Origin of the sequence: Vibrio agarilyticus, from assembly GCF_012641465.1 — a bacterium.
GTDB lineage: Bacteria > Pseudomonadota > Gammaproteobacteria > Enterobacterales > Vibrionaceae > Vibrio > Vibrio agarilyticus.
In genome coordinates this window covers 446,994-461,004 of the sequence record NZ_JABAIK010000001.1, presented here as the reverse complement: position 1 = coordinate 461,004, position 14,011 = coordinate 446,994, and the positions used below count along the sequence as shown (strand labels likewise).

The window sequence follows — 14,011 nt, the reverse complement described above, 5'->3', positions numbered from 1 at the left end:
GACGGGATTCGAACCTGTGACCCCATCATTATGAGTGATGTGCTCTAACCAACTGAGCTACGTAGCCATAATGGTGCGTTAATCTGAAAGCTAATCTTTCAAAACGCTGCTCCGTAAAAGGCTGATGACTTCGCGGGAACGGGGCGAATTATGCGGATATGAGAGAACAGCGTCAACAGTTTTTTATTGAAAAAATCTGACAAATCAATTGTTCGATGTCTTTTTGCACAAAAAGGCGTATTTGTCATCCAAAACTGAGCGAAAAAGTCGAATTTTATCGTCACTTTAGTGGGAGCGATTTCGTTGTTAATCAAGAGGGAATAAGTGTTGGAGTGCATTGGTTGCTTTTTACACCGACATTTATCATATCCGGTGTATAAAAAAAGCCAGCAGGCTGCTGGCTTTTAGAAACCGAATTTTCGGTGTGCGTTAGATGAGGCTGTGCCTATTACACGTTAAAACGGAAATGAACCACATCGCCATCTTTTACGATGTACTCTTTGCCTTCAAGACGCCATTTACCCGCTTCTTTGGCGCCATTTTCACCGTTGTACTGAATGAAGTCGTCGTAACCGACCACTTCTGCACGAATGAAGCCTTTTTCAAAGTCAGTGTGGATCTTACCCGCCGCTTTTGGCGCGGTGGCACCGATAGGAATAGTCCATGCGCGTACTTCTTTGACACCTGCGGTGAAATAAGTGTGCAGATTTAACAGTTCGTAACCGGCACGAATCACGCGGTTTAGTCCTGGCTCTTCAATGCCAAGATCCGCCAAGAACTCTTCGCGTTCGTCGTCTTCAAGCTCTGCCATTTCAGACTCGATAGCCGCGCACACTGGAACCACAACGTTATTCTCTTTTGCCGCAAACTCACGTACCGCATCAAGATAAGGGTTATTCTCAAAACCGTCTTCGTTGACGTTAGCGATGTACATGGTTGGTTTTAGGGTTAAAAAGTTTAGGTAGCCTACTGCCGCCAATTCTTCTTTTGATAGATCAACCGTGCGCGCAGAACCACCTTCAGTCAAAACGGGTAGCAGTTTTTCAAGTACGATTAGTTCGAACTTGGCATCTTTGTCGCCACCTTTGGCTTTTTTCGCGTTACGCTGAATAGCGCGTTCACACGAATCAAGATCAGCCAGTGCCAGTTCGAGGTTGATCACTTCAATGTCTTCAATTGGCGAAACTTTACCTGCGACATGGATGATGTTGTCGTTTTCAAAGCAGCGCACAACGTGACCGATAGCATCGGTTTCACGAATGTTAGCCAAGAATTTATTGCCAAGGCCTTCACCACGTGACGCGCCTGCCACAAGACCTGCGATATCAACAAATTCCATGGTGGTTGGTAGAACGCGTTGCGGATTCACAATTTTAGCCAGTGCGTCCAAACGCAGATCCGGCACAGGTACCACACCTGTGTTTGGTTCGATGGTACAGAACGGGAAGTTTGCCGCTTCAATACCCGCTTTCGTCAGTGCGTTAAACAGAGTCGATTTACCCACGTTTGGTAAACCCACGATGCCACATTTAAAACCCATGATAGTAACCTTATTCCGCTTTGAACGTGTGAAGTCGATTTTGTGCTTTTGCTAAGCCATCTTTCAGCAAGATATCTAGGCAGCGTACCGACTCATCGGCGGCCGCATCAAGCAATTCTTGCTCTTTTGTTGGGGCTTTACCCAGCACATAACCGGCAACCTTGTCTTTGTGCCCAGGATGGCCAATGCCAATCCGTAAGCGATAAAATTCTTTGCAATTGCCCAGTTTGCTGATGGTGTCACGAAGGCCATTATGACCACCATGACCGCCACCCAATTTGAATTTTGCAATACCCGGAGGTAAGTCGAGTTCATCATGCGCTACCATGATCTCTTCCGGTTTTATTTGGTAGAACTTAGCCACGGCGGCGATTGATTTGCCGGACAAATTCATAAAAGTGGTCGGGATCAATAAGCGAAGATCTTGCCCGTTGAGCGTAATACGTCCGGTGAAACCAAAAAATTTTGGTTCATTTTTTAGCGTGACGCTATGAACACGAGCGAGTTCTTCTACGACCCACGCTCCCGCATTATGGCGAGTTTTCGCGTATTCAGGCCCCGGATTAGCAAGGCCAACCAACAATTTGATCTGCGGCGTCACGGTATTATTCTCTTAGTGAATTGCAAAAGCGCCGTATGATAGCACACAAAAAGCGTCGCTCGGCTATAGCAATGTAAATAAAAAAGCACCTCAGATTGAGATGCTTTTTAAATTTTTAGGCTGTGTAACTGATGTTAAGCGAAGGTGCCTATCAGTTAAACATCGCAGAAATTGACTCTTCGTTGCTAATGCGACGAATGGCTTCAGCCAGCATGCTGGATAGAGTCAATTGAGTCACTTTGCCTGTTGCCGCCATCTCTTTAGAAAGCGTGATCGAGTCAGTGACAATCACTTGGTCAAGCACAGAGTTTTTGATGTTTTTCGCAGCGTCGCCAGAAAATACCGCGTGAGTCGCGTAAGCAAATACACGTTTTGCACCACGTTCTTTTAGAGCTTCTGCGGCTTTGCACAACGTGCCACCAGTATCAATCATATCGTCGACGATAACACAGTCACGGCCTTCAACATCACCGATAAGGTTCATCACTTCAGAAACGTTAGCACGTGGACGGCGTTTATCTACGATAGCAATGTCAATATCACCTAGTGCTTTAGCCGTTGCACGAGCACGTACAACACCACCAAGATCAGGAGACACTACGACTGGATCTTCCAGGCCGCGTTCTTTCATATCTTCAAGGAGAACAGGCGTACCGAAGATGTTGTCTACAGGCACATCAAAGAAGCCTTGGATCTGCTCAGCGTGAAGATCGATGGTCAATACGCGGTCAACGCCAACGTTAGAAAGGAAATCAGCAACCACTTTTGCGGTGATTGGCACACGAGCAGAGCGAACGCGACGGTCTTGACGCGCGTAGCCGAAATAAGGAATAACGGCAGTAATACGGCCTGCTGAAGCGCGGCGCATTGCGTCAATCATTACAACCAGCTCCATCAAGTTGTCGTTGGTTGGAGCACAAGTCGATTGAATGATGAAAACATCGCTACCACGAACATTCTCATTGATTTGTACTGCAACTTCGCCATCGGAAAAGCGAGAAACAGTAGCATCACCAAGAGAGATGTAAAGGCGATCAGCAATACGTTGGGCTAGTTCAGGTGTTGCGTTACCAGCAAATAGCTTCATATCAGGCACGGTGGAAACCTCAGGGTTGCATCCAGTTTTTAAGTAGGTCAGTATTTTGCTGAGCGGTAGTCAGCCAGTGCCTCAATCAGTGGCGAAACATTTCGACCTTGAGCGACGAACGCAGAGACACTGTCAGAGAGTTGGGCAAGAACAGTCTCTGCTTGCGATTTGCTCGAAAACTCGGCATATACGCACGATCCTGTCCCTGTCAATCTTGACGGCGCATATTGTAGCAGCCATGAAAGTTGCTTATCAACCTCCGGATAGAGCAAACGAACAATTTTTTCGCAATCGTTTCCGTAAGTTCCTTTAATTAATTGTGCCATCGGTTGCTTAGGGGTGTTACGAGTTAAGTCTGGGTGCTGAAAAATTTCAGCCGTCGCAATGCTCACCTTCGGCCGAACAACAACAAACCAGCGTTCTGGAATATCAACAGGGACGATTTTCTCGCCAACACCTTCTGCGAACGCAGCGTGTCCGCGAACAAATATCGGCACATCGGCGCCAAGATGCAGGCCTATCTCCGCTAACGTATCGAAATCATAGTTGAGCTGCCAAAGCTCATTAAGTGCCACTAACGTGGTTGCGGCGTTGGACGAGCCACCACCGATACCTCCCCCCATGGGCAAGATTTTTGCGATCTCGATATGAGCGCCAAGCGAGCGCTGCGAAGAGTCTTGCTGCGCTTTGATTTGCAGCGCGCGCGCCGCTTTCCAGATTAAGTTGTCTTGGTTGGCAACACCTGGTAAAGGGTTGGCCAGGGTGATCTCCCCACTGTGATTAGGCGTGATGCTCAATGTGTCGCAGCGGTCAATAAATTGAAACAGAGTTTGCAGCTCATGGTAGCCATTAGGTAAGCGGCCGTTCACGTATAGAAAAAGATTCAGTTTTGCAGGTGATGGCCAGTGGCTGGTAATCATCATGGGGTTACAGTCCATTTGGTAATGACAATGTTGAGTTTGATATCGCCCTGAGTCAGCTGCAATTTACTTGGCAGCGGTAAACGCTCGCCATTGACGTCAATATCACGATAGCGCTGGTAGGCAATATGCCATGGCGCACGCGTTACGCCTTGACGGGTGGATTCCGCTGTCAGTGAGGCCAACGTATTTTGGTCATTAAGCGTAAATTGCTGCTCATCTTGTGGCAGGCCAAGCAGCCACGCAGGCAGTTGCGTCACGGGTATGCGTAAGCCTGTCAGACGATAAATGAGTGAGGTCGCATCTTGGCCCTCGAACACATCGTCTTCGTAAGTGGTAATACGCGCGCCATCAGGCGAGATAGCCAGTTTTAAAGCGGTTTGCCCTAACACGGTGGTGAGCCGCAACTCACTGTAATACGGTTGGTGATGCCAAAAGAAATTCAGGCTTTGGCGCTCTTCTGGACTGATATACCCCAACTTGCCGGTCACTTGGAACTGATCAATTTGCTGAAGTGTTTTTTGGTGTTGCTGCCACTGTACTGGAAGCGTGGATTGCGGTACGGAGCTGCAGCCAAGGAGCAAAAGGGGAGTGAGAACCATCAGAGCAATGAGCGATTTTAGTGACATCCTGCCTACTTGTTAGTCAAATTTCGAAGGTTGAAGGCTGACTATAGCATTGAACTCACGAACTGAGGAAAACAAATCCGGCTCACCCTTTCATTAACGTCAACGTTACAGTAAAATTCGGCTCTTATTTTTATTTCCTGCCCGAGAATCCATCGTCAATGCCTTTGCTCGCTCTTGGTATCAATCACAATACAGCGCCTGTCGAATTGCGAGAAAAAATCGCCTTTGGCCCTGATAAATTGCCCAAGGCTTTGGCGCAGTTGAGTACCAATGGATTGGTCAATGGCAGTGTGATTGTCTCGACATGCAATCGCACGGAAATCTATTGCGATATTAAAGCGGGTGCTCAGCAAGAATTAATCGCTTGGTTGGAGCAATTTCACGGCGTCAGTGGTGACGCGCTAAAACCAAGCTTGTATTTGCACCAAGACCAAGCCGCGATTAAGCACCTTATGCGTGTCGCGTGTGGGTTAGACTCGCTGATTTTGGGTGAGCCGCAAATTCTCGGACAAGTTAAGCAAGCCTATGCGCAAGCTCGTGAGCATACGGCAATCAACCCTGCGTTGGAAAAATGGTTTCAAAAAACGTTTTCGGTTGCCAAACGGGTACGCACCGAAACGGACATTGGTGGCAACGCTGTTTCGGTTGCTTATGCGGCGTGCACACTTGCTAAGCATATCTTTGAATCCTTGGCAAAATCCACGGTGCTATTGGTGGGCGCGGGCGAAACCATCGAGTTAGTGGCAAAACATTTGGCGGCAAATGGTTGCCAACGCATGATAGTCGCAAATCGCACCGCTGCGCGAGCGCAGTCTCTTGCTACGCAATTTGGCGCCGAAGTGATAGGGCTGTCTGATATACCAAGCCACCTTGCGCGTGCCGATATTGTGATCAGCTCGACCGCCAGCCCCTTGCCAATTATCGGCAAAGGTATGGTGGAAACGGCGTTAAAAAAACGTAAGCGTCAGCCGATGTTATTGGTTGATATTGCTGTGCCTCGTGATGTGGAATCTCAAGTGGGCGAGCTGAACGACGCTTACCTTTACACCGTGGATGATTTGCAGTCGATCATTGATAACAACATTGAGCAACGCAAACTTGAAGCGATTCAAGCGGAAGCGATTGTTAGTGAAGAAAGTGCCGTCTTTATGACTTGGTTACGCTCATTGCAAGCAGTTGAAACCATCCGTGATTATCGCGAACAAGCTAATGCGGTGCGTCATGAATTGATGGAAAAGGCGCTGCAAGCGTTAGCCTCGGGAGCGGCCCCTGAAAAAGTGCTGCTTGAATTGAGTAACCGCTTAACCAATAAATTGATCCACGCGCCAACTCGCGCATTACAACAGGCCGCCGAACAGGGCGAGCCCAATAAATTATCGGTGATCCGCCAAAGCCTCGGCTTGGATGACCCCAAATAACCTGACTTATCGGTAAGATGAATACCCTATGAAAGCTTCTATTCTGACTAAGCTTGAAACACTGGTTGAACGCTACGAAGAGGTTCAACACCTGCTTGGCGATCCTGGCGTGATTGGCGATCAAGACAAATTCCGCGCATTGTCCAAAGAATATTCTCAATTGGAAGAGATAACCAAATGCTTCCAAGCTTACCAACAAGCGCAAGACGACTTGGTGGCGGCAGAAGATATGGCGCAAGAAGATGACGCAGAAATGCGCGAAATGGCGCAAGAGGAAATGAAAGAAGCGCGCGCGGCAATTGAGCGCTTGAGCGATGAATTGCAAATTTTGTTACTACCGCGCGATCCTAATGATGATCGTAACTGCTTTTTGGAAATTCGAGCGGGTGCGGGCGGTGATGAGGCGGGCATTTTTGCCGGTGATCTTTTCCGTATGTACAGCAAATTTGCTGAGAAAAAAGGTTGGCGCATCGAGGTCATGTCGTCAAATGAGGCGGAGCACGGCGGTTATAAAGAGATGATTGCCAAAGTGAACGGCGATGGCGCTTATGGCGTGCTTAAGTTTGAGTCGGGCGGTCACCGCGTGCAGCGAGTACCGGCAACCGAATCACAGGGCCGCGTGCACACTTCGGCGTGTACTGTGGCGGTGATGCCAGAAATTCCAGAAGCGGAAGTGCCTGAAATTAAAGCGGCCGATCTAAAAATTGACACCTTCCGCTCCTCTGGTGCCGGTGGTCAGCACGTCAACACCACAGACTCAGCGATTCGAATCACTCACTTACCAACCGGCACTGTCGTTGAGTGTCAAGACGAGCGTTCACAACACAAAAATAAAGCGAAAGCGATGGCGGTGCTTGCCGCGCGTATTGCACAAGCTGAAGAAGCCAAACGAGCGGCAGAAGTGTCAGACACGCGTCGTAACTTGTTGGGCTCTGGCGATCGTAGCGACCGTATTCGTACTTATAACTATCCGCAAGGCCGAGTGTCAGATCATCGAATCAACCTCACCATTTACCGTTTATCGGAAGTGATGGAAGGAGATTTACAATCTTTGATTGACCCAGTTATTCAAGAGCATCAAGCGGATCAGCTTGCCGCACTGGCTGAAGGTTATTAATGGCCCCGCTGACGCTTGAGCAAACGCTGAAAAATGCGGTGGGACAATTGCAGCAATCGGGCAGCCCTTCAGCGCAGGTGGATGCGCAAGTGCTGCTTTGCTTCGTGCTCGGCAAACCGCGCAGCTATCTGCTGACTTGGCCTGAAAAAATCCTCAGTGCTGAAGAGGCAGAGCAATTTAACCAGTTAATGCAGCGCCGTCTTACTGGCGAGCCGGTTGCCTATCTGGTGGGTGAACGCGAATTTTGGTCATTGCCGCTGAAGGTCTCGCCTGCCACCTTAATCCCACGACCCGATACCGAGCGGTTGGTCGAGTTGGCATTAGTGTGCGCGCAGCATAGCCAGGGACCGATTTTGGACTTAGGGACCGGAACAGGGGCGATTGCTTTGGCTTTGGCGCACGAGTTACCTCAGCGCACAGTGATCGGTGTTGATCTGATGCTAGAGGCTCAAGCCCTTGCCACTCAAAATGGCGAGCGCCTCGGCATTAAAAACGCCCAATTTCGCCAAGGCAGTTGGTTTGAGCCAATTGATGCAGATGAACGTTTTGACGTGATAGTGTCTAATCCGCCATACATTGACCCTGACGATCCGCATCTCTCGCAAGGGGATGTTCGATTTGAACCGCTTAGCGCGCTGGTGGCGCAAGAGCACGGCTTGGCCGACCTACGCTACATTAGTGAGCAAGCACGTTCGTACCTAAAACCAAACGGCTGGCTATTGTTTGAACATGGGTACGACCAAGGCGAAGCGGTGCGAAATTTGCTTACGCAACTGGGCTACCAACAGGTGCGTACTGAACAAGATTATGCTGGCAATGATCGCGTGACCTTAGGCTGTTACATCTAGCGCCTACTCGCGTTGAAAGCCAAAGCCATTGGCAATATACCCACACAATGTTCAGTCGAGTGGGTATCCGTATGCAAAGGACTATACCCAAACAACTTGAAGATGCAGGTAGGCGGCCAACGAACAAAGCCTCTGAGCACTTCGTGAACATAGATACACTATGTGATGAGGTTTGTGAGTGCCCGTCAACACCGCTGCAACTTCAAGTAGGACGGGTATATAACAATAAAGGATATTTTATGTATTCAGCGCTAAAACATCTTCACATGCTCACTGCGATTATCAGCGTCGGCTTACTGACACTGCGTTACGCCTTGATGATGATGGACTCGTCAAAACGTAACGTGCGCTTTTTGCGCGTTTTTCCGCATATTAATGACACCGTATTACTGGCTAGTGGCATTGCATTAATCTTTGTCACAGGCTTTATGCCGTTCACCCCAGCGGCCCCTTGGCTGACCGAAAAAATCACGTGTGTTTTGGCGTATTTCGCACTAGGATTTTTTGCGTTGAAATTAGGCAAAACTAAGCTACTACGCTCACTGGCGTTTTTTGGCGCATTGGGATGGTTTGGTATGGCGGCTAAATTGGCTATCACGAAAACGCCGATTTTGTTTGGTTTCTAGTCGAGGCAATTTCGATTCATGTTTGAGTATTTTGACGAAGATTTTGACGCAATGGAGCTGGCAGAAGGCGCTCTTACCTTAAACCAAGCTGTGGATCCAGAAACGGATGTGGCTTGGGCTAAGAGCGAACTTGAACGCTTGGTTAAAGAAGCGGAGCAGCTGCTTTTTATGGAAAGCGATGCAAAAGGGCGCTTTGATGCGTTTTTGCGTCTGTTTTACCAAGAGTGGGCGTTTCGTGGCGATCGTGATGCGTATTTTGATTCGGCAAACAGCTTTATTGATAAAGTATTGCTTCGTCGCCGTGGTGTGCCTGTCAGTCTTGGGGCCATTTTCCTATATATTGGCCGTAAACTCGGTTTTCCACTCGAAGGGGTGACGTTTCCTACCCAGTTTTTGGTTAAAATCCGCTGGTACGATGAAGCACCTCGCTATTTGAATCCGTTTGAAGGCGAGTACGTGAGTGAAAAAGTGCTTGCGGCTTGGCTGATTGGCAGTGAAGGCCCATTGGCTAAGATGAAACCGGAATACTTGCGCACGGTTGATAACCCGACCGTGATTGGACGGTGGCTCGCAATGATGAAAAGCGCACTGCTGCGTGAAGGCCGCTATACTCTGGCTCTGCGTTGTACCGATTTGGCGTTAACGTTTGTGCCCGATGATCCGTATGAAATTCGCGACCGTGGCTTTATCTATCAGCAGCTTGATTGCTATGACGTTGCCGCCATGGATTTTCAGTATTTTATTGATCAGTGCCCCGAAGATCCGGCCGCTGATATCCTCAAGGCCCAAGTGAGCGCCATGAGTCATAAATTAACCACGCTACACTAACTAAGAGAGCGACAATGGAACAAAAAATCGTCCGCATTGGTGACATCAATGTTGCCAATGACCAACCCTTCACCTTGTTTGCTGGCATGAACGTTCTTGAATCACGTGATATGGCAATGCGTGTGTGTGAGCATTACGTTAATGTCACAAATAAGCTTGGTATTCCTTACGTTTTTAAAGCGTCGTTTGATAAAGCAAATCGCAGTTCAGTTCACTCGTATCGTGGACCTGGATTGGACGAGGGGATGAAGATTTTCCAAGAGCTGAAGGCCACATTTGGCGTGAAAGTGATCACTGATGTTCACACCAGTGAACAAGCACAACCGGTTGCCGACGTTGTGGATGTGATTCAGTTACCGGCGTTTTTGGCTCGTCAGACCGATTTAGTGGAAGCGATGGCAAAAACTGGCGCTGTGATCAATGTGAAAAAGCCTCAATTTATGAGCCCAGGTCAGGTGGGTAATATCGTTGAAAAATTCGCCGAGTGCGGTAACGATAAAGTGATCTTATGCGAACGAGGTTCAAGTTTTGGTTACGACAACCTTGTGGTGGACATGCTTGGGTTTGGTGTAATGAAACAAGCGTCAAACGGCAGCCCGATCATTTTTGACGTGACTCATTCGTTGCAAATGCGCGACCCTGGCGGCGCGGCTTCTGGCGGTCGTCGCGAGCAGACAGTTGAACTGGCAAAAGCGGGCCTGGCAACGGGCATTGCAGGTCTGTTTATTGAAGCGCACCCTAACCCAAGTGAAGCCAAATGCGATGGCCCATCCGCATTACCTCTGGACAAACTTGAGCCATTTTTGGCGCAAATGAAATCACTGGATGATCTCATTAAAAGTTTTGCTGATATCGAAATTCGTTAATTAAACGTTGGGTATATGAGGTCAGCGGTGCTGGCCTTTTTTTGATCTGAACGACAATTTAGGATGTTGTTATGACACCGGCACTATTACTGGCCAAAAAGAAAAAAGTAGCGCACACCATTCATCAGTATGAACACGATCCTCGCGCGCAGAGCTATGGGTTGGAAGCGGCTGCCGTTTTGGGGCAAGATCCGAGTCGTGTGTTTAAAACCCTGCTGTTTTGCCTCAATGGCGATGCGAAAAATTTAGCGGTTGCCATTATTCCGGTTGATAAAAAGCTGAATCTAAAATTGGCGGCAAAGGCGGCCGGAGCGAAAAAAGCGGAAATGGCGGTTCCTGACATCGCGCAAAAAACCACCGGTTATGTGATTGGGGGCATCAGTCCACTAGGGCAGAAAAAAGCGCTACCCACCTTTTTGCATTTGAGCGCGCAAGAGCAAGCAACAATTTGCGTCAGCGCAGGCAAGCGTGGATTGGAAATTGAGCTTGCGCCAAACGATTTATTGATGCTGACTCGCGGCCAGTTTGCACCATTGTGCGAGGAGGCTGGGCTTTGATGAGCGTCACTTGAGGGCGCCGATAACGAGTCTCGGCACCTTAAGTGCAGGTTTGGGTTAGTGATTATTTTTTCAAGCTTAATGTTCCACCAACGCGTTCACTGTGCGTGCGTGTTTTGTGTTGTCCTTGGCCCTTCCCATGAGTCACTCGTGGTTTTTTTGCCTGCGATTGAGCATTGGTGTCGTGCCGAGACGCTGTCTCATTATTTCGAGGTTGAGGCTTACGTGGGTCATGCGCACGTCGGTCTGTGGTCTCTTCGCGTCGCTGCTGACCTTTTTTTGAGTTCGGCGCATGACGCCATTTATCGGCATCTTTACCTTTAAATGTTTTCGGCTTTTGGTTACGGCGCGCAGTGGAACCTTGGTTTTCCTCACGCGAGTCAAACAGTTTGGCATCGGTTGCACGGCGAATGCGCTGCCCTTGACCACTCACTCGCGACGCCTCTTCGGTGCTGCTTGAGCTTTCACACATCGCCATAATTTGCTGCACTTCATTGTCGCTTAAATAGCGCCATTTCCCATTAGGGATGCCATCAAGCGTAATGTTCATGATTCGAACGCGGCGCAGTTTAAACACTTCATAACCTAGCGCTTCGCACATGCGGCGAATTTGGCGATTTAACCCTTGTGTTAACACAATTCGAAACGAGAACTTGGTTTCTTGGGTCACTTTGCATGGCAACGTGATGGTATCAAGAATATTGACCCCTTGACTCATTTGAGTCAAAAACGCCGGCGTGATTGGTTTATCGACGCGAACCACATACTCTTTCTCATGTTGGTTACCCGCGCGCAGGATTTTATTCACGATATCGCCATCGTTGGTCAAAAAAATTAGCCCATCAGAGGGTTTGTCCAGACGACCAATCGGGAAGATTCGTTTACGATGCCCGATAAAATCAACAATGTTGCCTTCGATATTTCGCTCTGTGGTACACGTGATCCCGGTTGGTTTGTTTAGCGCAATATAAATCGGTTTTTCTTTTGCTTTTAGGGGCTTGTCATCAATGCAAACGTCATCACCGGGCTGCACCTTGCTGCCCATTTCGGCGCGATGACCATTAATGGTGACACGGCCTTGGTCGACCAATTTGTCGGCTTCGCGGCGCGAGCAAAAACCGGTCTCACTGATAAATTTATTTAAGCGTTTGGCATTGTCTTGAGGCATGGTCATTATGTTTACGTTTCCCAACGGCTTTGGCTTTTGGTCTTGGTCGAGCGGTTTACTGGCAATAATAGATGCACTGTCAGTCCGGTGCGACCAAGCTTGAGAGCGGAGAGTCAATAAAACGCTGCCCATTCAGGCAGCGAAAGTGGGCGCTAGTGTACCAGTTTTACTCTGTCATCCAAGGCGTTTTTGGTGACGCTCGCGTGTTTCCAATTTTTTCTCATCACTTTTTCGCAGTAGAACGTAGCTGGCACCACTGCCTCCGTGAAAGCGTTGTGCGCTATGAATGCATTGCACTTCGGTTAACTGTTGTAACCAGTGGCAGACAAAACTTTTCATTAAGGCGGGTGGATTGGCGCGTTCACCACGACCATGCACAATTAACACGGTGCGAATGTCTAATGCCATTGATTGGCGCAAAAAAGCCAGAACGTCTTCGCGCGCCTGTTTTAAGGTTCTGCGATGCAAATCAAGTTTGGCCTGAATAGGGTATTTACCAAGCCGAAGCTTGCGATACACGCCATCTTGCACACCATCGCGTTTGTACTCAACGATATCATCGGGTTTGAGCATCGGCGCGTGATCAAGAGAGAGCCCATCGGCGTCCTTACCTTCAAGGGATACCGCTGCAGCCCGTTTGGCTAAATGAGTCTCGGTCACTTGGTGGTTTTTTTTGTGCTCTGCCGTATCGTAATTCAGTGGGGTTACATCGCCCATCATCTGTTGGAAGAGATCCAGATCATCGTTTGACATCGTCAGCCCCTTTGGGATTGGTTGGTGCTTTGGTTTCAGTATACCAAGAGCCAAGGATAGGCTGAATAAAAAACGGAACGCGCAGAAAACGCGTTCCGGTGCTATACAAGTCGCTTTTACATAAGGCTTGCGTATATTACGTTAGCGACCATGGTACTTAGCGATGTCTAGTGAGGAGATTTGTCGTTTGTCACTTTAAAGCTGAAGCGTCGGTTGAAAGCAAAGCGTAAGCGCGAAGATTTCAAATAGGCTAGGATGGAAGAGAGCGCCACCGCGCTTTGTTGCGTACAGATCTAGCCAAACATTTAGACGCGTTTGTTAAAGTGGTGCGACAGGGTTACCTTAGGCATCTTGGTCTTTTTTTATGATGATCTGGATCAATTGGGGTTAATTGGTTAATTATTTGTAGCAAAAAGCGTGTATGTGGTCGCGAAAAAATGTTGAATCACGACTTTGTTGCTGAGAGAGTAACCAATCGATACATTTACGCGTTTTTTTTCGACTGAGGGGTTGTTAAAACGGAAATTCTCAGTAATATAGCGCTTCGTTGACCGACGTTGAGTTGGTGGCAAATCTCGGTGAATAGCGCAGTTTGGTAGCGCATCTGGTTTGGGACCAGAGGGTCGGGGGTTCGAATCCCTCTTCACCGACCACTTTTAAAAGCCTCGCATTATTGCGGGGTTTTGTCGTATTGGGGCTAAGGAAAGTGCCTAGGGTCGGGGTCTGGAAGCCCAGCCGCGTCAAATCCCTCTTCACCGACCACTTTTAAAAGCCTCGCATTATTGCGGGGTTTTGTCGTATTGGGGCTAAGGAAAGTGCCTAGGGTCGGGGTCTGGAAGCCCAGCCGCGTCAAATCCCTCTTCACCGACCACTTTTAAAAGCCTCGCATTATTGCGGGGTTTTGTCGTATTGGGGCTAAGGAAAGTGCCTAGGGTCGGGGTCTGGAAGCCCAGCCGCGTCAAATCCCTCTTCACCGACCACTTTTAAAAGCCTCGCAGTATTGCGGGGTTTTGTCGTTTTGGCGCTAAGGAAAGTGCCTAGGGTCGGGGTCTG

General features: G+C 48.6%; 14 protein-coding genes and 2 tRNA genes. 8 read left to right on the top strand and 8 right to left on the bottom strand.

What is annotated here, in order from left to right; genetic code table 11:
* The 6 genes from HGP28_RS01975 to lolB form a co-directional block, all read right to left on the bottom strand.
* Positions 1–59, bottom strand: a tRNA-Met gene (locus tag HGP28_RS01975).
* Positions 60–448: 389 nt separating this feature from the next.
* The gene (gene ychF, locus HGP28_RS01970) at positions 449–1,540 is read right to left on the bottom strand and encodes a redox-regulated ATPase YchF (RefSeq protein ID WP_168834745.1); all 1,092 of its coding nucleotides are present in this window, start codon (positions 1,538–1,540) and stop codon (positions 449–451) included.
* Between the two features lie 10 nt (positions 1,541–1,550).
* Positions 1,551–2,141, bottom strand: a complete 591-nt coding sequence (pth, locus tag HGP28_RS01965) for an aminoacyl-tRNA hydrolase (protein ID WP_168834744.1) — start codon at positions 2,139–2,141, stop codon at positions 1,551–1,553.
* A gap of 151 nt (positions 2,142–2,292) precedes the next feature.
* Complete coding sequence (locus tag HGP28_RS01960) at positions 2,293–3,237, bottom strand: ribose-phosphate diphosphokinase (protein ID WP_168834743.1); 945 nt, start codon at positions 3,235–3,237, stop codon at positions 2,293–2,295.
* Positions 3,238–3,275: 38 nt separating this feature from the next.
* Complete coding sequence (gene ispE, locus HGP28_RS01955; protein ID WP_168834742.1) at positions 3,276–4,166, bottom strand: 4-(cytidine 5'-diphospho)-2-C-methyl-D-erythritol kinase; 891 nt, start codon at positions 4,164–4,166, stop codon at positions 3,276–3,278.
* Positions 4,148–4,777, bottom strand: coding sequence for a lipoprotein insertase outer membrane protein LolB (gene lolB / locus HGP28_RS01950; protein WP_168834741.1), 630 nt, complete (start codon positions 4,775–4,777; stop codon positions 4,148–4,150). The genes ispE and lolB overlap by 19 nt, the downstream gene beginning before the upstream one ends.
* A gap of 158 nt (positions 4,778–4,935) precedes the next feature.
* Here lolB and hemA point away from each other — a divergent pair, with 158 nt between their 5' ends.
* The 7 genes from hemA (at position 4,936) to ybaK (ending at position 11,037) form a co-directional block, all read left to right on the top strand.
* A complete protein-coding gene (gene hemA / locus HGP28_RS01945; RefSeq protein WP_168834740.1) occupies positions 4,936–6,195 on the top strand; it encodes a glutamyl-tRNA reductase in 1,260 nt (419 codons plus the stop codon).
* Between the two features lie 28 nt (positions 6,196–6,223).
* Positions 6,224–7,312 carry a peptide chain release factor 1 gene (prfA, locus tag HGP28_RS01940; RefSeq protein ID WP_168834739.1) on the top strand — a complete coding sequence of 363 codons (1,089 nt, stop codon included), beginning with the start codon at positions 6,224–6,226 and terminating at the stop codon, positions 7,310–7,312.
* Positions 7,312–8,160: a peptide chain release factor N(5)-glutamine methyltransferase gene (prmC, locus tag HGP28_RS01935; RefSeq protein ID WP_168834738.1), complete on the top strand. Its 849-nt coding sequence runs from the start codon at positions 7,312–7,314 to the stop codon at positions 8,158–8,160. The genes prfA and prmC overlap by 1 nt, the downstream gene beginning before the upstream one ends.
* 239 nt (positions 8,161–8,399) lie before the next feature.
* Complete coding sequence (locus HGP28_RS01930) at positions 8,400–8,786, top strand: SirB2 family protein (RefSeq protein ID WP_168834737.1); 387 nt, start codon at positions 8,400–8,402, stop codon at positions 8,784–8,786.
* Between the two features lie 18 nt (positions 8,787–8,804).
* Positions 8,805–9,614 (top strand): SirB1 family protein, encoded by an 810-nt coding sequence (locus HGP28_RS01925; protein ID WP_168834736.1) that lies wholly within the window; start codon positions 8,805–8,807, stop codon positions 9,612–9,614.
* A 14-nt stretch (positions 9,615–9,628) separates the two neighbouring features.
* Entirely contained in the window at positions 9,629–10,480 is an 852-nt protein-coding gene (kdsA, locus tag HGP28_RS01920) for a 3-deoxy-8-phosphooctulonate synthase (RefSeq protein ID WP_168834735.1), read from the top strand.
* Positions 10,481–10,551: 71 nt separating this feature from the next.
* Positions 10,552–11,037, top strand: coding sequence for a Cys-tRNA(Pro) deacylase (gene ybaK / locus HGP28_RS01915; protein WP_168834734.1), 486 nt, complete (start codon positions 10,552–10,554; stop codon positions 11,035–11,037).
* Positions 11,038–11,101: 64 nt separating this feature from the next.
* Here ybaK and rluF read toward each other — a convergent pair whose 3' ends face one another.
* A complete protein-coding gene (gene rluF / locus HGP28_RS01910) occupies positions 11,102–12,205 on the bottom strand; it encodes a 23S rRNA pseudouridine(2604) synthase RluF (protein WP_168834773.1) in 1,104 nt (367 codons plus the stop codon).
* A 174-nt stretch (positions 12,206–12,379) separates the two neighbouring features.
* The gene (gene smrA / locus HGP28_RS01905) at positions 12,380–12,958 is read right to left on the bottom strand and encodes a DNA endonuclease SmrA (RefSeq protein WP_168834733.1); all 579 of its coding nucleotides are present in this window, start codon (positions 12,956–12,958) and stop codon (positions 12,380–12,382) included.
* A 576-nt stretch (positions 12,959–13,534) separates the two neighbouring features.
* Here smrA and HGP28_RS01900 point away from each other — a divergent pair.
* Positions 13,535–13,611, top strand: a tRNA-Pro gene (locus HGP28_RS01900).
* Positions 13,612–14,011 lie beyond the last annotated feature (400 nt).